General features: G+C 48.3%; 19 protein-coding genes and 1 other annotated feature. Of the genes, 5 read left to right on the top strand and 14 right to left on the bottom strand.

The genetic code is table 11. From position 1 onward, the window contains the following. Window positions 1-194 precede the first annotated feature (194 nt). The 7 genes from groL to BS614_RS10505 all read right to left on the bottom strand — a co-directional run bounded on the left by groL (window position 195) and on the right by BS614_RS10505 (window position 5,583). Entirely contained in the window at window positions 195-1,829 is a 1,635-nt protein-coding gene (groL, locus tag BS614_RS10535; protein ID WP_036611259.1) for a chaperonin GroEL, read from the bottom strand. A gap of 73 nt (window positions 1,830-1,902) precedes the next feature. Continuing rightward, window positions 1,903-2,184 (bottom strand): co-chaperone GroES, encoded by a 282-nt coding sequence (gene groES / locus BS614_RS10530; RefSeq protein WP_017690077.1) that lies wholly within the window; start codon window positions 2,182-2,184, stop codon window positions 1,903-1,905. A gap of 400 nt (window positions 2,185-2,584) precedes the next feature. Then, a complete protein-coding gene (tatC, locus tag BS614_RS10525) occupies window positions 2,585-3,367 on the bottom strand; it encodes a twin-arginine translocase subunit TatC (protein WP_017690078.1) in 783 nt (260 codons plus the stop codon). A gap of 78 nt (window positions 3,368-3,445) precedes the next feature. Continuing rightward, window positions 3,446-3,694 carry a twin-arginine translocase TatA/TatE family subunit gene (gene tatA / locus BS614_RS10520; protein ID WP_036668966.1) on the bottom strand — a complete coding sequence of 83 codons (249 nt, stop codon included), beginning with the start codon at window positions 3,692-3,694 and terminating at the stop codon, window positions 3,446-3,448. Window positions 3,695-3,902: 208 nt separating this feature from the next. Beyond that, a complete protein-coding gene (locus tag BS614_RS10515) occupies window positions 3,903-4,388 on the bottom strand; it encodes a MogA/MoaB family molybdenum cofactor biosynthesis protein (RefSeq protein WP_017690080.1) in 486 nt (161 codons plus the stop codon). A 37-nt stretch (window positions 4,389-4,425) separates the two neighbouring features. Then, entirely contained in the window at window positions 4,426-4,854 is a 429-nt protein-coding gene (gene moaC / locus BS614_RS10510) for a cyclic pyranopterin monophosphate synthase MoaC (protein ID WP_047844160.1), read from the bottom strand. Between the two features lie 90 nt (window positions 4,855-4,944). Next, the gene (locus tag BS614_RS10505) at window positions 4,945-5,583 is read right to left on the bottom strand and encodes a 5-formyltetrahydrofolate cyclo-ligase (RefSeq protein ID WP_074093939.1); all 639 of its coding nucleotides are present in this window, start codon (window positions 5,581-5,583) and stop codon (window positions 4,945-4,947) included. 279 nt (window positions 5,584-5,862) lie between these two features. On the opposite strand from BS614_RS10505, the gene BS614_RS10500 reads away from it, so the two are divergent. Beyond that, entirely contained in the window at window positions 5,863-7,821 is a 1,959-nt protein-coding gene (locus tag BS614_RS10500) for an ABC-F family ATP-binding cassette domain-containing protein (RefSeq protein WP_036611268.1), read from the top strand. A gap of 651 nt (window positions 7,822-8,472) precedes the next feature. Here the strand turns inward: BS614_RS10500 and BS614_RS10495 are convergent. From BS614_RS10495 to BS614_RS31940, 7 genes are all read right to left on the bottom strand, one after another. Next, on the bottom strand, window positions 8,473-10,032 hold the full coding sequence (locus BS614_RS10495; RefSeq protein WP_074093938.1) for a 2-isopropylmalate synthase: 1,560 nt from the start codon (window positions 10,030-10,032) through the stop codon (window positions 8,473-8,475). Between the two features lie 336 nt (window positions 10,033-10,368). Then, window positions 10,369-10,707, bottom strand: a binding site (T-box leader). A gap of 517 nt (window positions 10,708-11,224) precedes the next feature. Beyond that, a complete protein-coding gene (gene tsaD, locus BS614_RS10485) occupies window positions 11,225-12,280 on the bottom strand; it encodes a tRNA (adenosine(37)-N6)-threonylcarbamoyltransferase complex transferase subunit TsaD (protein WP_074093936.1) in 1,056 nt (351 codons plus the stop codon). Continuing rightward, window positions 12,277-12,798 carry a ribosomal protein S18-alanine N-acetyltransferase gene (gene rimI, locus BS614_RS10480; RefSeq protein WP_074093935.1) on the bottom strand — a complete coding sequence of 174 codons (522 nt, stop codon included), beginning with the start codon at window positions 12,796-12,798 and terminating at the stop codon, window positions 12,277-12,279. Before rimI ends, tsaD begins: the two co-directional genes overlap by 4 nt. A 240-nt stretch (window positions 12,799-13,038) precedes the next feature. Continuing rightward, window positions 13,039-13,887, bottom strand: coding sequence for a tRNA (adenosine(37)-N6)-threonylcarbamoyltransferase complex dimerization subunit type 1 TsaB (gene tsaB / locus BS614_RS10475; protein WP_074096786.1), 849 nt, complete (start codon window positions 13,885-13,887; stop codon window positions 13,039-13,041). 2 nt (window positions 13,888-13,889) lie between these two features. Beyond that, window positions 13,890-14,372, bottom strand: coding sequence for a tRNA (adenosine(37)-N6)-threonylcarbamoyltransferase complex ATPase subunit type 1 TsaE (tsaE, locus tag BS614_RS10470; protein ID WP_036611276.1), 483 nt, complete (start codon window positions 14,370-14,372; stop codon window positions 13,890-13,892). Between the two features lie 266 nt (window positions 14,373-14,638). Next, window positions 14,639-14,815: an H-type small acid-soluble spore protein gene (locus BS614_RS10465; RefSeq protein ID WP_026081228.1), complete on the bottom strand. Its 177-nt coding sequence runs from the start codon at window positions 14,813-14,815 to the stop codon at window positions 14,639-14,641. 4 nt (window positions 14,816-14,819) lie between these two features. Continuing rightward, on the bottom strand, window positions 14,820-15,116 hold the full coding sequence (locus tag BS614_RS31940; protein ID WP_076209630.1) for a hypothetical protein: 297 nt from the start codon (window positions 15,114-15,116) through the stop codon (window positions 14,820-14,822). 255 nt (window positions 15,117-15,371) lie between these two features. Between BS614_RS31940 and ku the strand changes: the two genes are divergently transcribed. The 4 genes from ku (at window position 15,372) to BS614_RS10440 (ending at window position 19,753) form a co-directional block, all read left to right on the top strand. Continuing rightward, entirely contained in the window at window positions 15,372-16,286 is a 915-nt protein-coding gene (gene ku, locus BS614_RS10455) for a non-homologous end joining protein Ku (RefSeq protein ID WP_074093934.1), read from the top strand. Between the two features lie 318 nt (window positions 16,287-16,604). Continuing rightward, window positions 16,605-17,474 carry a VOC family protein gene (locus BS614_RS10450; protein WP_074093933.1) on the top strand — a complete coding sequence of 290 codons (870 nt, stop codon included), beginning with the start codon at window positions 16,605-16,607 and terminating at the stop codon, window positions 17,472-17,474. Between the two features lie 177 nt (window positions 17,475-17,651). Continuing rightward, window positions 17,652-18,749, top strand: a complete 1,098-nt coding sequence (locus BS614_RS10445; protein WP_074093932.1) for a GerAB/ArcD/ProY family transporter — start codon at window positions 17,652-17,654, stop codon at window positions 18,747-18,749. Between the two features lie 53 nt (window positions 18,750-18,802). Beyond that, window positions 18,803-19,753 (top strand): ATP-dependent DNA ligase, encoded by a 951-nt coding sequence (locus BS614_RS10440; RefSeq protein WP_074093931.1) that lies wholly within the window; start codon window positions 18,803-18,805, stop codon window positions 19,751-19,753. Window positions 19,754-19,760 lie beyond the last annotated feature (7 nt).

The following is a 19,760-nucleotide window of genomic DNA, read 5'->3' as shown; positions in this document are numbered from 1 at the left end:
TATTTTTATAAGATTCGGCTAAACCGATCGATTAGATCCACTCAAAATCCCGACCAATATTTCGCATTCTATGCTCATATGACCACCAAAATGGAAGAAAAGGACTTTCATCAGTTTAATAAACTGATGAAAGTCCTTCTCTTATAGAGTTACTACATTTTAGTCGTTAATATAACAAGGTTTTTACACCTTTATTACATCATGCCGCCCATTCCACCCATACCGCCCATGTCAGGCATTCCGCCACCAGCACCTGCTGGTTCTGGTTTGTCAGCGATAACTGCTTCAGTAGTCAGGAACATTGCTGCTACGGAAGCCGCGTTTTGCAATGCATAACGAGTTACTTTCGCAGGGTCAACGATACCAGCTTCGATCATGTTAACCCACTCGCCAGTTGCAGCGTTGAAGCCGATTCCTGTTTGTTCTTTTTTCAGACGTTCCACGATTACGGAACCTTCTTCGCCAGCGTTAGCTGCGATTGTGCGGATTGGTGCTTCCAGAGCACGCAGGACGATGTTTACGCCTGTTTGCTCGTCACCGGACAGAGCTACAGCCGCAACCGCGCTATATACGTTCATGAGCGCTGTACCACCACCGGATACGATACCTTCTTCAACCGCAGCGCGAGTTGCGTTCAGGGCATCTTCGATGCGAAGTTTGCGTTCTTTCAATTCTGTTTCAGTAGCTGCACCAACTTTGATTACTGCTACACCGCCGGACAATTTAGCCAGACGCTCTTGCAGTTTCTCTTTGTCGAACTCGGAAGTTGTTTCTTCCAATTGTGTACGGATTTGGCTAACACGTGCATCGATATCGGATTTGTTACCAGCACCGTCAACGATGATTGTGTTTTCTTTTGTTACGCGGATTTGACGAGCTGTACCCAGTTGTTCCACAACAGCGGATTTCAGGTCCAGACCCAGTTCTTCCGTGATCAATTGGCCACCAGTGAGGGCAGCGATGTCTTGCAGCATTGCTTTACGACGGTCACCGAATCCTGGAGCTTTAACAGCTACAGCATTGAATGTACCACGCAATTTGTTCACAACCAGCATAGCCAGTGCTTCGCCTTCGATATCTTCAGCGATCAATACCAGCGGTTTGCCTTGTTGAACGATTTTCTCAAGCAATGGCAAGATATCTTGCGTGCTGGAGATTTTTTTGTCAGTGATCAAGATGTACGGATTGTCCAAAACAGCTTCCATTTTGTCCGTATCAGTGATCATGTAAGGAGAGATGTATCCACGGTCGAATTGCATACCTTCAACCACTTCAAGCTCTGTAGCGAATCCTTTGGATTCTTCTACTGTGATTACGCCATCTTTACCTACTTTTTCCATAGCTTCAGCGATCAATTCGCCTACTTCTTCGTCAGCTGCAGAGATTGCTGCAACTTGTGCGATGGATTGTTTGGAATCGATTGGTTTGGAGATGGATTGCAATTCAGCAACCGCAGCTTTAACCGCTTTGTCGATCCCCTTACGGATACCGATTGGGCTAGCGCCTGCAGTTACGTTTTTCAGACCTTCTGTGATCAGCGCTTGCGCCAATACAGTTGCTGTTGTAGTACCGTCACCGGCAACATCGTTTGTTTTCGTTGCTACTTCTTTAACCAGTTGTGCACCCATGTTCTCGAATGCATCTTCCAGTTCGATTTCTTTAGCAATGGTTACACCATCGTTAGTGATGAGCGGGCTTCCGAATTTTTTCTCCAGAACCACGTTGCGGCCTTTAGGACCGAGTGTTACTTTTACTGCATTAGCCAATGCGTCCACACCACGAAGCATGGAGCGACGAGCGTCTTCACTGAATTTAATGTCTTTAGCCATGTTAAGAAAACCTCCCTAGTTTTTGTTGGAAAATGGTCGTGCTATATGGTTCGGTTATCCGATTAAATTTGAATTAGTCGAGAATCGCGTGAATATCGCTTTCTTTCATAATCAAATATTCTTTACCTTCGAATTTGATTTCTGTACCGGCATATTTGGAGAAAATAACGCGATCTCCTTCTTTCACTTCCAGAGCTACACGTACGCCGTCTTTCAATACTCCAGCACCAACTGCAATGATTCTACCCTCTTGCGGTTTTTCTTTGGCGGAGTCCGGGAGTACGATCCCGAAAGAAGTTGTTTGTTCTTGCTCCAGTGGTTCTACCAATACGCGTTCACCTAAAGGTCTGATCATGAAAAATAGCCTCCTTTTGAAATTATATAACGTTACATTGTAGGTTGTAGCCATATGTATTAGCACTCGACAGTGTTCAGTGCTAACAACCAACTTTATGATACTCAACTTGAAGCATGATTTCAAGTCCTTTTGACGAATTCCTGCGAGAATTTACGTTGAATTTACACAAACATAGCCAAATTACACCCGCTGTGCCTGGTTCTATGTTGCAATTCACTAAATCTTATTCTACGAAATTGTTTAGCACTTCTGCAACGTTAGCAGACAGTCCCTTTCCCATTGTATCCATTGTTGAACATAATATGCCTGCTTGTCCTTTCGTGTTGTCGGCAGTCTACAGAAATAGCCCGGATAAGAACATACCGTCTTTTCCGGGCACATTACAGCTTATCCTCATTCAGCCAGCATGTTTCTTATCCTCGGCACGAACGTAGCGGGATTCGATCTCTTCATCGGCTGCAAGCTGCTTGCGATATACGATTGCGGATAATAACACACTGATCTCATATAACAGGAGCAAAGGAATCATCACCAGAAGATCAGATATAAAGTCTGGTGGTGTAATAACCACTGCAATGAAGATCAAAACAAAATAAGAGACTCTGCGCATCTTGCGAAGACGAATTGGATTCAGAATCCGCAGTCCTGTCAGAAACATAATAAGTAAAGGAAGTTCAAATAACAGGGACACAGGCAGCACAATGCCAAACAGGAAGCTGAAATACTGTTTCATCCCGTAGGTCTCCACAAGCCCCATCTTCTCCGTAATCGCTGTTGTGAAGGCAAGTGCCATCGGAAAAATAACATAATACGAGAAAGCCATACCTGTCAGAAATAAAAGAAACACATAGGGCACATACTTCAGCGTTGCTTTACGCTCGCGCGGCTTTAGCCCTGGACTAACAAACTTCCAGATCTGATACACCGTAAACGGCAGTGTAATAATAAGTGAGAACAACCCCGCAATCTTCATATAGATGCCAATCCCGTCCCAGAACGAGAAGGCATGTAACACAAAACCTTTTGCCGACTCTGCCTTGGTCAGATATTGGTATACCGGGTCCGCCACAAAAAATCCTGCAATCAGTCCCAGCACAAAAATGCTTAGTACATAGATCAGCCGCTTGCGCAGCTCGCTCAGATGTTCCGTAATCGACATTTCTTCCATTTGCTGCGTCATGCCCGCCCCCCATTATTGCCAGCTTAAAATACAAAACCCTTCCGGCAGGAAGGGATTTCTCTTTCATTGCCGTCAAGATTATTCCGGCAGGCGTTTATCAGCAGGCTTGTCTGCAGGTGTGCTCTCAGCCGCCAGCGGTTTCGCCTTCTCCTGCTCTTTGCGATTGGACGAGTCATCCTCAGAGATAATCTCGCGAGCGCCCTCTTTGAATTCACGGAAGGTACGCCCAACTGCACGTCCCAGTTCCGGAAGTTTGTTGGGTCCAAACAACAACAATGCAATCACGGCCAGCAAAATAAAGCCCGTTGGTCCAATGGAACTAAACATTGATATTCCTCCTCGTCTCAAGCTTCGAAGATGCGCATACTCGGCCAGATGTTCATAGATGTCTCTGCTGCGTTCTTAATTTAAGCCCATCATACCATAGATGTAACCACTTACATAACCCGCAAAATCCACAAATAAGAGATGTCACTAGAACAATCTAACAACAGTCATGGCTAATCGGATATCTTGCCCCAGAGTCCATGCTCGATTATTGCTTGAACTGACCCGTAACCATCAGCAGCGCTTCCGGAAGCTGATCCATAATGGCAGCCAGATGTTCATGCACACCTTTTGGTGTACCTGGCAGATTAACAATCAGCGTGCGTCCACGAATGCCACATACCCCACGGAACAGCATTGCAGAACGGTTTTTGCTCATTACACTGTACCGCATGGCCTCTGCCATCCCGGGAACTTCCCGCTCAATTACGCGCCGGGTCGCTTCCGGAGTAATATCACGAATGGCCAGCTCCGTGCCACCGGTAGTCAGCACCAGATCGGCGTGAAAATAATCCGTCATCTCAATCAAAGCCGCAATAATCTCATCGGGTTCATCCGGAACGATACGGTACTCCACGATTTGACCACCCAGCTCTTCTTCCACCAGCTCCCGAATGACTTGTGCACTCGTATCCTCACGTTCCCCGCGGGCTCCTTTGTCACTGGCTGTCAGGATTGCTGTTCTCCACACCATAAAGATCACCCTTCTCCTCTATGAAAATAAATATTGCCTATCGGCTGTAATCACCGTTTTTGCCACCACTCTTGGAATTCAGCATGGTTGGACCGATAATCATATCTTTTTGCATCGCCTTGCACATGTCATAGACCGTCAGTGCAGCAGCTGAGGCAGCCGTGAGCGCCTCCATCTCAACACCCGTTTTGCCTTCGGTTTTGACAGTGACTTCAATGTGTAATTCATCCACTCCGTTATCATGAAAACGAATATCCACACCCGTCAGTGCCAGCGGATGACACATCGGAATCCAGTCCGACGTTTTCTTCGCGCCTTGAATCCCGGCAATCTGAGCCACAGCCAGAACATCACCTTTACCGATTCGGCCCTCCCGAATCGCTTCCAGTGTATCTGGATTCATCGTCACTTTGGTTACGGCCACAGCCGTACGTACGGTAATTTCCTTACCTGAGATATCAACCATCCGGGCCCGCCCCTGTTCATTAAAATGGGTCAGTTTGCCACCGGAAGCCTGGCCGTTATTCGCTTCTGAACTCAATCACATCACAACCCTTTATTCGATATGTAATATACCTTCGGTTGTTATCAACAGATCAATCCGCAGATCGAGCAGGTTCATCGGGATCTCCTCCTGTAACTGACCCGGCAATACCATCGCAGCCATCAACGGTTTCTTGCCCGTCATCACACATGTTGCTGCAAGCGTCTCGGCAAAACGATCATAATACCCGCCACCATAACCAATACGCCCTCCATGGAGATCATAACCAAGCCCCGGTACCAATACGAGATCGATATCTGGCCAATCATCAGGCGTCAGGACTTCACAGGAATCCTTGGGTTCGGGTATCCCCCATATGCCTGGCTCCAGATCTTGTTCTCCGGTCACTCGCCGTAGCTCCATTCGAGGTGGATTCGCCAACACTTTTGGTGCAAACATCACATCTCCATGATTCCAGCCCTCTTGAAACAGAAAAGTTGTGGACGCTTCGCTTCCATAGGACAAATAACTGAATATAACGAGTGGTCTGTTCACAACCCTGCTCTTGGCCTGTCTAAGGCGCTCCAGCTCCCGCTTCACTCCAGCGTTAATCTTAGTCATCGCCTGCTGACGCATGCTCGCATCCATCAGATCACGGCTCTGTCTTAGTCTGGATCGAAGCTGACTTTTCAGTTCCACATGATCCTGCATATCCTTGAACAACCTCCTGTTGATAGGGAAGGTAGAAAAAAGCTCTCATTAAAAAAAATTTATATGTTATGACCAGTTGTCATCTTGTTGAAATGGTTAAAATGATTCATTTTCTGCAAAATCCTCATGTAATAACATGCCTTCTTTCAGTTTATCATTGATTGATCAAAAAGACTACATGCCCCATGCGTTCCCAATCGGTGCAATTGCTCTGTATTTCATGTAAACTGAGATATAGTTGTCATATCAAGAACTGGACCTATGGAGGAACTTAATTTTATGCTGCTGCAAGTATCCGGAATTATCAAACGTTTTGGTGTCGATCCAATCCTGGACGGCGTGAACTTACAAATATTAGAACGCGAGCGCATCGGCCTCGTTGGTGTAAACGGTGCAGGGAAATCCACTTTGCTCAAAATTGTAGCCGGTGAAATGTCCTATGACGGAGGACAGATTTTCAAGTCCAAAGAAACGACGCTCGGTTACCTGGCTCAGAACAGCGGGCTGCAATCCGACCGTAACATCTGGGAAGAAATGATGAACGTGTTCGCTCACCTGACACAGGCTGAAGCCGATTTGCGTCAGATGGAACGCGATATTGCCGACCCTGCCCAGATGGAAGATGAGAAAAAGTATGCTGACCTGCTGGAACGTTATGCGAAACGCTCCGACTGGTTCAAGGACCATGGCGGTTATGAGATGGAAACCCGCATTCGCAGCGTACTGCACGGGATGGGATTCGGCGAATTTTCGCCAGACACTCCCATTGCTACTCTGAGCGGCGGGCAGAAGACACGCCTTGCGCTTGCTCGTATTTTGCTTCAGGCACCTGATCTGCTCATGCTGGACGAGCCTACCAACTATCTCGATATCGCCACCCTCACTTGGTTGGAAGATTATCTGAGAGGTTATTCAGGCGCACTGCTCGTGGTATCCCATGACCGGTACTTCCTTGATCGACTCGTAACAACCATCGTTGAGATCGAACGTCACCGCTCCAAAAAATATACGGGAAATTACAGCCGTTATATGGAACTCAAAGCTGCCGAATATGAAACTCAGATGAAGCAATATGAGAAACAGCAAGGCGAAATCTCCAAGATGGAAGATTTTGTTCAGAAAAACATCGTACGTGCTTCGACGACCAAACGGGCGCAAAGCCGGCGCAAAGCCCTCGACAAAATGGAGCGGCTTGATAAACCGATGGGAGATTTGAAAAAAGCCCATTTTTCCTTCGAAACCGCCGTTATGTCAGGCAAGGAAGTGCTTCGAGTGGATCAGCTGTCTGTCGCTTATGACGAGGCTTCTCCTTTGTTCCGCAACGTATCCTTCGATCTGCGGCGTGGGGAAACGGTTGCTCTGATTGGTCCAAACGGTATTGGTAAATCCACCATGCTGAAGTGTCTTACGGGAAGTTTACGTCCTGTAACCGGGGAGATCCAATGGGGAACAAAAGTGCAGATTGGCTATTATGATCAGGAACAGACTGGGCTCAATCCGTCCAACACGGTTCTGGAAGAACTGTGGAGTGCCTATCCCGGGATGGAAGAAGCACGCATTCGGACCGTACTGGGGAACTTTTTGTTCAGCGGTGACGATGTGCTCAAGAAAATCTCCTCCCTCAGCGGCGGTGAGAAGGCACGTGTGTCTCTCTCCAAGCTGATGCTGAAGGAAGCCAACATGCTCATTCTGGATGAGCCTACGAACCATCTCGACCTGTTTGCCAAAGAAGTGCTGGAAGCGGCATTAATGGATTATGAAGGCACCCTGCTGTTCATCTCCCATGACCGGTACTTCCTCAACAAAATGGCTGAACGCATTGTTGAGCTTCATCCAGGTGGCACAGAACAATATCTCGGTAATTACGATGATTATGTGGAGAAAAAACAGGAGCTTGAGGACATCGCACGTGAAGCTGCTGAGGCACGTCAGGCTTCGTCCAAGAACTCGTCCAAATCCGATCTGAACACAGCCACAACCGAAAAATCCGGAGCGGCTTCATTCGAAGCGGAAAAACAGGCGAAGCGTGAAGAGCGTAACCGGCAACGCAAGCAGGAAGCTTTGGAACAACAGATTGCGGAGCTGGAAACAAAGATTACCGAACTTGAGGCACAGATGGCTCTGCCTGAAATCTATCAGGATTATATGAAGCTGCAAGAACTCCAGCAACAATCGGAGGAACACAAAGCAGAACTCACCAAGGCATACGAGGACTGGGAAGAACTAGCTATGGAATAGTACGAATAGTACAGACTCAGACCATGGCTTGATCGCGTCATACAAGTATAGTTGTACCGCTGGCTGATTCCATATTGGGATCAGCTTTTGTTTTGTAGAGGATGCGTATTGAAGCTAGGCACCTTATGTTCTTTATGTTCTTTGAGATTGAACTCTAACATACGGAGGTTAGGGGAGCTTTTTTGACTTTTGTCAAATTCACTCGAATGAAGAGAAATATTTTTATCCCCCTGTCCCTCACACTTATCCACAAGAAAGCAAGATAGCAAGCACATTAATAAGCTTAATTATACAGCGGTAGAATAGCCTTTTGCACACAAAAACCATATTTATCCACCAAGTTATCCACTTTATCCACAACTTTGTGGATAGTAAGGAGTCATTCTATCCCCTAAACCCTTTTCGTTTCGAAAACTATGCTGGTTTGGCTTTGGGATAGTTACCCACAAATTACACTGGATATGTGGATAACTATAGTCACACCTTGACAAATGCATCCTTCCACTCCTCAATATACCTCCATAATAAGACAAAAGCAGACCTTTGTCGTTCAAGGCCTGCCCGTCATTTATTTACTATATGCCATGCATATTTACATCGAATTGCAATTGCTACTATTGCCGCTGTAGATGTGATCTGGCAAAAGATGTTTTACGCATGTGCTTCTTGTTCATGAGGTTCGGAAGACTCAGCCTTCAGCCCAGCAGCATTACAAGCCGCTACATACGCCAAACCGGCAGCCATGACGATATCATTATGTGTTGCTGTTCCCCGGAACTCACGTCCTGCACGCTCCACGGTAACTACAGCTTCTGCACTTGCACCCTCTCCACCACTCAAGGCATGCATCTCCATATCTACAAATGCAATATCATCGGAAATGCTCTGACCAATCGCACGGATGGTTGCATCCACGGGTCCACCGCCAACAGCGGAGTAAGATTGTTCTCCAGCGCTTGTGCGAATGCGAACGGCGGCCATTCGATCCGTCATACTGCCCGCTGTCACCTGCAATTCAACCAGTTCATAGTCCTGTGCAGGAATATTCATAGTCTGGCTAACCATCTGTAATAACTGGTCGTCACTGACCACTTTTTGCTGGTCTGCGGTTTCTTTGAACACCTCATACAATTGCTCCATCTGTTGCTCATCCGGCTCAAAACCGTATTTGCGAACCCGATCCTTCAGGGCGTGACGACCGGAGTGTTTGCCCAGAATAATCATGCTGCGTGGGATACCCAGCGCTTCCGGGTCCATAATCTCATAGGTGCTCCGATTCTTCAGCAGACCATCCTGATGGATGCCAGATTCATGCTGGAATGCATTACGTCCCACCACTGGTTTGTTGTACGCAATCGGGAAGTGCATCGCACGGCTAATCTGACGTGAAGTCTCATACAGCTGATTCAGCTTAATGTTCGTCGTTGCACCAATTGCGTCTCCCCGAGTCTCCAGCGCCATAATCAGCTCTTCCAGTGCACAGTTCCCCGTCCGTTCTCCGATACCATTGATGGTCACTTCAATCTGGGTAGCTCCATTGGCAATCGCAGCCAAACTATTGGCTACGGCCAGGCCCAGATCATTATGACAGTGGGCACTATAGCGAACCTGATCGCCGCCCCTTGCACCCTCACGCACCCGGCGGAACATCTCACCATACTCATGTGGCAGGGCATATCCGACCGTATCCGGCAGATTGATAATGCTCGCCCCAGCTTCAATGGCGACTTCTACCATTTCAATCAAATCGTCCATCTTGGTACGAGCAGCGTCCATGGCTGTGAACTCTACGATGTCCGTGAACTGGCGGGCATAAGATACCATCTCACGAGCGGTAGCCACCACTTCACTGCGCGGACGGCGTAGTTGATGCTCAATATGAATATCCGAGGAAGAGATAAACAGGTGAATTCGGCGCCGTGCTGCATCCGCTGTTGCTTGAACAGCTGCATCGATATCACCTTTGACCGCCCGCGCGAATCCGCAGATTTCCACGTTCTGCAACTGTCTCGAAATCGCCTGAACCGCCGCGAACTCACCTGGACTGGAGATCGGGAATCCAGGCTCAATGACGTCGATACCCAGAGAAGCCAGTTGGTGTGCCAGTTCAATCTTTTGCTCGGGTTGCAGACTTGCTCCTGGTGCCTGTTCTCCATCACGCAGCGTTGTATCAAAAATTTCAATCATGCGTTTGTTATTAGTTGTTGTCATATCCATCAACCTCCATCAAATTTTTATAAATATTTTCGTTACGATCCATGAGCCACAAAACACCCGCTGATCGCCGTCACTGCTGTTATATATTTTGTTTGTAAATGCGTATGTCGTTTGTAGCTTAGTCCTTGGTGATCACTAATGCCTGTTGAATATTTAGTGTCTATACTTGATGTTACATGTTCATTGCTCGTTCGATGCATATCCTGCTTACCCTCATGACAGGGTGTACGTCGACTTACACCCTGACCTTCTGACTTTTCAATCTCCATATGGTTCATTCCCATGCCCACCCTGCTGCCGGCAGCAAACACAAATAACCCGCCATCTCATATAAGAGACGGCGGGTTATTATCCCCTCCGCGGTACCACTCTTGCTTGATGGGCCAGGCTTGCGCCAGACTCCATCCACCTCGTCGTCTCCGAAATCCGCTGGATGTGTGTGTACGCACGACACCACTGGAATTCGGAGAAACACCCTATAACGGGGGTTAACCGTTGCTGTGTAACACATGTCGTTGTCCATCAGGACAACTGGGCGATTGATATCGTCCCCACGCTTCCACAGCTCCGTTCCCGGGCGAGATTCGAATGATTTTAGCCACTGCGTCGCACCACCCCGCAGTTCTCTGAGCGCCTTATCATTTTACTGCTCCCGTTCATCACATTTATAATATGACCTAACTTCATTCATCCTTATTTTGAAAATCAAAAAAAGCCTGCCACCTCATGCAATAATGCAAGAGACGACAGGCTGTTCACCTTCGCGGTACCACTCTTGTTGACTTCCTTCCTGTTCATTCAAGACAACCCCTGAATGCTTTCGCATATCCGGATCACTTGAAGCAGCCTGAAAGCCCCCTCAGTTATCGTCAGTTGATCCTTATAATAACGGTCCTACCGACAACGGCCCATTCACGGAGGCAACCCGTAACCATGTACTTTGGGCCATGATCGGCCTTCGGATTCTCCCGGGGAGTCACCGTGTTCCATCGTTCCGCTTCCAGGTGAGTTTCAGGTTTCCTTCGACTGCGTTGCACCATACCGCAGCTCTCTAAGACCGGGATTGACCTTACTATTCCTGTTCATCGCGTTTATCAGTTCAGGAATCTGAATTCCTGTTTAAATTTGTAACTAAATATACATTCTTTACATCCCTGCTGTCAACTCTTAATCTCAAACTGCCTGACTATACAGATTGAACGGACCATTCCTCCAGAGAAAGTCCCGGATCTGCCTTCGCATCAAATTCAGCAATTTCTCCCCGCTGCCATTTCAGATATGCAGCCGCTCCAATCATGGCCGCGTTATCCGTACAATATTCCATTGGCGGGATCAACAGTTCAAGCCCTTCCTTCGTGCATCGCTCCTGTAATGCCGAGCGTAACCCCCGGTTAGCTGCAACACCACCGCATAATAACAGTTGACGTGAACCATATTCACGAACTGCTCTAACGGCTTTCTCCACCAGTACTTCAACAACAGCTTCCTGGAAACCACGTGCTACCGCAGACGGCTCCAAGGTTTCTCCGCGCATTTTGGCCTGGTTGAGCACATTCAGTACAGCAGACTTCAGACCACTGAGACTGAAATCGTACGAACCTGCTTCCAGCCATACCCGTGGTAATGGCACTACATCCTCCGCTTCAGACGCCATCCGGTCCACATGTGGGCCTCCCGGATAAGGACAACCCAGTGCACGTGCTACTTTGTCATACGCTTCGCCTACGGCATCATCACGTGTACGACCAATCAGTTTGAACTTACCCTCGAATTCCATATGCACGAGTTCTGTATGTCCACCAGATACGACCAGTGCCATCGCTGGATATTGCAGTTCATGAGTAAGTCGGTTGGCATAGATATGCCCGGCAATATGATGTGTGCCAATGAGCGGTTTGCCCAGTGCCATCGCCATCGTTTTGGCCGCAACGATGCCCACCAGTAGTGCTCCGACCAGCCCAGGCCCCTGTGTTACAGCAATTGCACTTAGATCACGTGGACGAATGCCGGACTGTTCGATCGCCTGTTCCAGCATCAACGTAATGACTTCAACGTGTTTGCGTGAAGCCACTTCAGGTACAACACCACCGAATGCCTTATGCGTCTCGATCTGACTTGAGATCAGATTGGACAGCACTTCCCGTCCATCTTTGACTACTGCTACCGATGTTTCATCACAGCTTGTCTCCACCGCCAAAATATAGGATGGTGCAGAATTTATTTTTTCATTAAGTTCGTTCATGAATCCAGTACGCTTCCTTCCTCTTCGCCGCTCCGGCCTGCAGACGGCAAGTTCGCCCACATAATCATCGCATCTTCCCCATTATCGGAGTAATACCCTTTACGAAGACCCGCCGATTCAAACCCTTTTTTCTGATATAAACGCTGAGCAATGCTGTTCGAGACTCTGACCTCCAACGTCATTCGTTCCATCCCGAGATAAGCCGCTGTGCTCATTAATTCATCCAGTAACTTCTCACCAAGCTTGCGTCCACGGTACGCGCCTCTGACTGCAATATTGGTAATATGGGCTTCATCCATGATCGTCCACATACCTGCATAGCCAATGGCCTTGCCTTCCAATTCCATCACCATATATTTAGCAAACTGATTGTGTGTCAATTCATTTTGAAATGCTTCTTCCGTCCAGGGCAGGGTAAAGGCCTCATGTTCAATCTCCATCACATCGGGAATATCCGCGAGTGTCATGAACCTGAACTGAAGCGTTGCTTCCTGCTTATTATTCGCCACATTGTCCATCTGCTTCCCCTCCCCCTTTAGTGCGTGTTCAAAAAGACCGGTTTTCAGTACCGAGAAGATGGGATGAAGCTAGAAATGGAGTAGCGGAGCGTAGGGTAAACTACGTGAGCAACCACAATGTTTCCAAAGGAAACATTCTTCGTAAGCCTCCCGCTTATTTCGGCTGAATTCCATATTCGATGCTGATGATGCCACCAGGTATCCTTCGTAATCAAAAGCGGACTTTTTGAACAACCTCTTTTAGCCTTTGCGCAGCAGATTGGCTTCCGCTTCAGACAGCTGGGTGTAGTTTGGCACCAGCGCATGCACGTCATCACGCTGACCTGCAAGCAGCGCGGCGGCGCCAAGGCGCCCAACCCAGCGGCCTTCCAGCTCATAAGGTACGAGCTGGAGCGCCGTTCCTGCGGGGCAGCGAAGCTCCGCCGCTGCCGCAGCATGAGGGCCCGTCTCGCCGACGATCCAGACGGCTACGGGCCGCTCTTCCGGCGCCGCCTCCGCCATGCGGGCGGCGAGGGCTTCCAGCCATCCGTCCATCTTGCGGATGGCATCAGGCGCCAGACGCCGGGGTGCATCGCTCCCGGCGGAGGCAAACAGCGCGGTGCACGCTTGACCGCGCCGTGCATCCACAAGCGGAACGATCCAGTGGACAGGGGCAGCACCTGTGCTGCCCTGGTCCGCGGATGGCGTTCCGCCAGCCCCTGCTGCGGCATCCTCTGCCGCAGCTTCCGCCTTGGCGGCGAGGCCGCTGTGCCAGCCGCCCCAGGCGAGGGCCTGAAGGCTGGACACCCCGGCTACGGGGATGTCCCACGCCCAGGCCAGTGTCTTCGCCGCGGTCACCGCAATGCGGATGCCCGTGTACGAGCCTGGGCCAACGCCAACGGCAATGCCGTCAAGTTGCCCAGGCTGTGTGTTGCTGGCGGCCAGCAGCTGCTCCATCACCGGTACGACGTGTACCGAATGGTTACGCTCAGCCCGTTCATTGCGTTCTTCCAGAAGCGCATGATCTTCCATCATCGCAGCTGCCATCACTGCGGTGGATGTATCCAACGCCAAAAACCGCTGACGCGGCTCTTTTTGTAAATCTTCCATCATCATTTGACTCCATTCTGTCTGAACTGTCGGCACATGGCTGCATAAGTCTCGCCGTACCCATCCAGTGTAATCGTTCGATCCTCCAGGCCCGTTGTTTCAATCTGCACATGCAAATGCTCTTGCGGCAGCAATTCGGGAATGATACTCGACCACTCCACCAGACTGACTCCGGCTCCATAGAAATATTCATCAAGTCCAAGCTCATCCGCTTCTTCCAGCGATATGCGATAAACATCCATGTGATATAAAGGCAGACGCCCTTCGTACTCCTTGATTAGCGTGAATGTGGGACTGCTTACCACATCACGTACACCCAAATGCCAGGCAAATTTCTGTGAAAATGCCGTTTTTCCCGCGCCCAGATCACCATCCAAAGCAATCACCATGCCGGTGTTTGCCTGTCTGGCGAGTGCGGAAGCGAGTGCTTCTGTATCTGCAATGCCATGGGATTGATACACCCACTGCTCGTGCGTCTGATTCAATATTCGCCCCACCTTTGGCGGTCCAGCCGCCTGAGTTCACTTTGAACCTTATTATATCGGTCCCTTTCTTCCCCCGCAACATCCAAGGAGGCAAGCGGAAATATAACATGCATTATTAGACGTGTCTCAAAACTCGCTTCCTTCGAAGTTTCAGGCACCTACTAGGAAAAACCAAAAACCGGCACCTCTCGGTACCGGCCGTGTTATGCATATATTTCTCCGTTTATTCATTCTCGAATTCCTCAATAACTATATGCTACTTGTATCTACTCCTCCAAGCGATCCACACGAACCGTCTGGGTATTTCCCGGCCTGCTGCCGACCTGAACGGTTGCCATGCCATTGGCTTCATCCACATTCTCGATCCAGACTGGATCTCCCTCCAGCGTAACGGCAATGGTATCCTTGGAATCATAGATCGCTTTGGCGCGTTTTGCATCCATCATCTTATTCATACTCCCCTTCCGGATCATCATGTGACTCTCGAACCATGCTATCTGTTGTACTTTCACCAATATAACCGTTATCTTCCGTAACCTGTCCCCCGCCTAACCCTTCATTCACCATCCGGTCAATGTCAAGCATGAACGACTCCCGATCAAGGGGCAATTCTTCCGAAGTGACCGCTTCCCAGTTCACAGCTGTAGCAGGTGTATAGAATTCTTCAGCACTTTCGGCTTTGGCAAGAGGATACGGAGAAAATGCATGCTTGTGAGCTTCTTCCTCATCACGTCTGTTCTTCAATATTGCACCTCCCGGCATATGTGCTGCGAGAATAACTACTTTACTTATCCCATGCTCATCTTCCTGTTGGAATCCGAAGCATGTTTCTGTTATCATCCCCGAGTCTCGCCGAACCATACGAATTCGTTCGTCTACAAGACGATTATCCCTCGCGCCAGATGCCCATACTATTGAATATAAATCCGTGTTCAAAAAGTCCGGTTTTAGTACAGAGAAGATGGAATTTTTGAACAACCTTTTGAAAGGAGCCGATCTATGCATACCGTCTGGAAAGGTGCAATCAGTTTTGGCCTTGTGCATGTCCCTGTCAAAATGTTCTCGGCTACCGAAGACAAAGACATCTCCATGCGCTATATCCATAAAGTCTGCGGTAGCCCGCTCGCTTATGTTCGTCAATGTCCATCCTGTGAAGTGGATGTGAAGTGGGAAGAGATCACCAAGGGCTATGAATATGAAAAAGGAAAGTTTGTACTTTTCGAGAAAGATGAATTAGAAGCGTTGAATGATTCCACCAGCAAAACCATTACCATACTGGATTTTGTCGACTTGACTGAGATTGATCCGATCTATTTTCAAAAAACATATTACCTATCGCCCGATCAGGCTGGGGGAAATGCCTACCAGCTGTTGATGAATGCGATGCGGGATACCGGCAAAATTGGCATCGCCAAAATCTCTATTCGCTCGAAGAGCAGCCTGGCTGCCATACGTGTACTGGAAGATTGCCTCTCTATGGAGACGATTTTCTATCCGGATGAGATTCGTCCTGTCTCCCAGGTGCCCAACTTGCCGGAAGTGCAGAACGTGAATGAAAAGGAACTCACGATGGCAAAGTTGCTGATTGATCAATTGTCCACACCTTTTGAACCCGGTAAATACACCGATGACTATCGCAGCAAACTGCTGGATCTTATTCAGCACAAAGTGGCGGGCGAAGAAATCAAGATTGCTCCAGCCAAACCTGAAGCCAATGTGATGGATTTGATGGCAGCCTTGCAGGCAAGTATCGAGGCGGTGAAGCCTATTCCGGCTGACCCTGGGACAACAACGGCCAAACCTAAGAAACGCGCACCGCGAAAAACGCCTGCTCAAGCAGTTGCCGGAGGAGAATCCGATACACCTGCTACACCAGCCAAAAGAAAAAAGGCGACACCTAAACCAAAAGTTTGAATGTCGCTAAGGCAAGACCGATTCCGTTATATGCATGTGTAATGCGTTCAACTCAAGTCCGGCTTTACAGTCGGATTTTTTTGTTTTACACAGAACTATTGAAGCAGTTCTTGTCAATAAAACTCCAACTATAATCGTAAAATACGATTGACGAAGGCTTATTTATATTTTATATTAACTTATGAAAAGTAACTTATTTATGATTATACAGTCACGCTGTAATTCTGCTTCAACAGTATGCAATTTAATAATCCGTTTTCAACGCATATACACAATCAAACGAGAACCCATATTATCTATTATCAGGAGGAAACAATCATGAATACAACGTATCAAATCCCTGCCACAACCCATCTGGGTGAAGTGAGTCTTCGAATTATGAACCTGGACCGTTCAATTAAGTTCTATACCGATGTGGTTGGATTGAAATTACTGGAGCGTAGTGGCAAAGTGGCAACGTTGACAGCCGACGGAAAACAGTCCCTGCTGCGATTGGAAGAGCTCACGGATGGAATTACCCTGCCGGAACGCTCACACGCTGGCTTGTATCATTTCGCCATCCTGCTGCCTGACCGTAAGTCCCTGGGTCTTGCTCTTCGTAATCTGGCTGCATCCGGTATCGATATCGGCCAAGGCGATCACTTGGTCAGCGAAGCCTTCTATATCTCCGATCCCGATCAGAACGGGATTGAGATCTATGCCGACCGTGCACGTGATACCTGGAAACGGGATAGCGACAATAACTACGTGATGGCAAGTGATCCTGTTGATGTGGAAAGCCTGTTTGCCATATCGGAGAATGAACCTTGGCAGGGTCTGCCTGCTGGCGCCGTTATTGGTCACGTACATTTTCACGTCCGCAGCTTGGAAGAAGCTCGCAACTTCTACACCGGCATACTCGGTTTTGATATCGTGGGTAACTTCGCGAACATGTCAGCACTATTTGTATCCGCAGGCGGCTACCATCATCATCTGGGACTCAATATCTGGGCAGGAGTGAATGCACCTGTCAATCCAGATAACGCTACAGGAATTGACTACTTCACCATTGTCTACGCCACAAAGGATCAAGTAGAACAGGCACTAGAGCAATTGCGTCAATCTGGTGCAGTCGTTACACAAGTCGAGGATACTTGGTTTACGGTAGATCCACAAAATATTCGGATACGTCTGATAACTGCGAACTGATTTTGTTAAGGCGTTCCAATATGTTTGCTTAACCACATTTTATTAAGCCCGGGTAACTGATTTCTCTACATCACAGAGAGATCGGCTGCACGGGCTTTTTGAGTTGGCTTTTATAAAACTGGCACAATTGGTGCATTCTAACCAATACATAGACAAGATATATTAAGGAGATACCTCATGATCGAAAAGGGACGTTTGACTGTTAGACAGCTCGCTTCACTCCTGTTCCTGTGCACAATTGGGGAGCAAATTCTGGTCTTCCCTTCCATGATCACATCCTACGCTCATCAGGATGCCTGGTTATCAGCCTTGTTGGGTGTCGCAGGGGGCCTTGGCATACTCTTCATTATGCTTGTTGCCTACAAACTGCATCCCCGGTTGAATCTGATGCAAAATGCCCTTCGAACACTGGGACCCTGGATCGGGACCTTGTTTGGTTCTTTTTATCTCTTTTATTTCCTGATCAGTACCTCAACGTTCATTAGGGAGATTGGCGATTTTATGTCTACCCAGATCTTACCGGAATCTCCATTACTGATTCTGCATTTGGTTTTTATGTGTGCGATTGTCTGGGGGCTTCTGTCGGGTCTCGAGAGCATTGGTAAGACTGCTGAGGTCTTTCTTCCTCTGATCGTGTTGTTTCTGCTTATTCTGACGATATGTCTAATCCCCCATATACATTTAGCTAACATCCAACCTGTGCTTGCACAAGGATTTCTTGATCCATTCAAAGGTTTTGTTGCTGTACTCACATATCCTTACTGCGAGTTGTGCATCTTCATGATGCTTTTTCCCTACACGAAAAATGAGCCCCATCTGGAGAAGGACATTCTGTTAGCAGGGATGATTGGCGGATTGTTACTCACACTGACGTTAAGTATGTGTCTGCTCGTCATGGGACCATGGATGACCCAGCATCATTGGTTCGCTTCATTCAACCTTTCACAGAAGATCAATATCGGAAACTTTATGCAACGTATTGAAGCCTTCATGACATCGGTCTGGATTATCGCTGTTTTCTTCAAAGCCGCTCTCTTCTTCTACGGTTTTGTCCTGGGCGTCGCTCACCTGTTTCGCTTGTCCAGTCACCGTTCTCTGATCCTGCCGGGTGCCATGCTTATTCTCGCCATGTCTATTCTAATCTCTCCAAACGAGAACTTTTATCTCAAGGTCGTTATTCCCTATTGGATTGATTGGGATCTGACCTGTGGCATAGCACTTCCGTTACTGCTCATTTTGGTGCATCATATGAAATCCCGTTTTCAAAAAATATAACTAAATTCCGAATTAACCTGAGCTAATTGGTTGATACGAGAGAGGAGTTCCCCATGTTTAAACCGTTGATTCCGTTCGAGCCTATCTCCAGAGATACTTTGCCCACAGGGCCGCAATGGATTGCCCAGATCAAGTGGGATGGAGTCCGCATGCTTGCCTATGAGGACGGGCAGGAGCTGCGCCTGGTGAATCGCAGATTACATGATCGAACTGCACAGTATCCCGAGTTGGTAACACCACGCAATTTATGTTCAGGCTCCTCCTATATCTTGGATGGAGAAGTTATTGCGCTGGACCCGGATACCGGAAAACCTTCGTTTTATCATGTTCTTCGGCGGGATCGGATGAGCAGACCCGAAGGTATCGCCCAAGCCATACATCAGATTCCGGTCACATATATGGTATTTGATATCCTGTTCTATGAGGGGAAATGGGTGACGGATCAGCCTTTGGCAGATCGACAGCGCCTGTTGCACGAGATCCTTAACACCGCTCCCCATGTTCAGGAGGTCACCAATACACTTGATGCCGCTTCCCTGCTTACAGTCATGAGACAACATCAGATGGAAGGCATTGTCTGCAAGGATCTCACCAGCAGTTATGGCATACAGGGCAAGGACCAGCGCTGGCAGAAGGTCAAAATCATGCATGATGTATATGCCATGATCGGGGGAGTCACGTACCGGAGCGGTATTGTGAATGCCGTCGCGGTCGGAGTATATAATGGGCCAAACTTTGTCTATATTGGTCATGTCGGGACTGGCAAGCTGAACTCCAATACGTGGCGGGAACTCACACATCAAGTCGAGCCTCTGATCAGGCAGGACAGACCGTTCCATAATGTACCCGAGCGCAGTGCGGAGACCACCTGGGTGGAACCACGAATAGGAGTCAAAGTGCAATATATGGAGCTGACTCATCATAACACTCTACGCCATCCCAGTATTCAGACCTTCGCGGATGTAACCCGTGAGGATTGTCTGGCGAACCAGCTTCTTCAATGAGGAGGAG

The organism is Paenibacillus xylanexedens, from assembly GCF_001908275.1.
GTDB classification, from domain to species: Bacteria; Bacillota; Bacilli; order Paenibacillales; family Paenibacillaceae; genus Paenibacillus; species Paenibacillus xylanexedens_A.
This window is presented reverse-complemented; position numbering and strand designations above follow the sequence as displayed.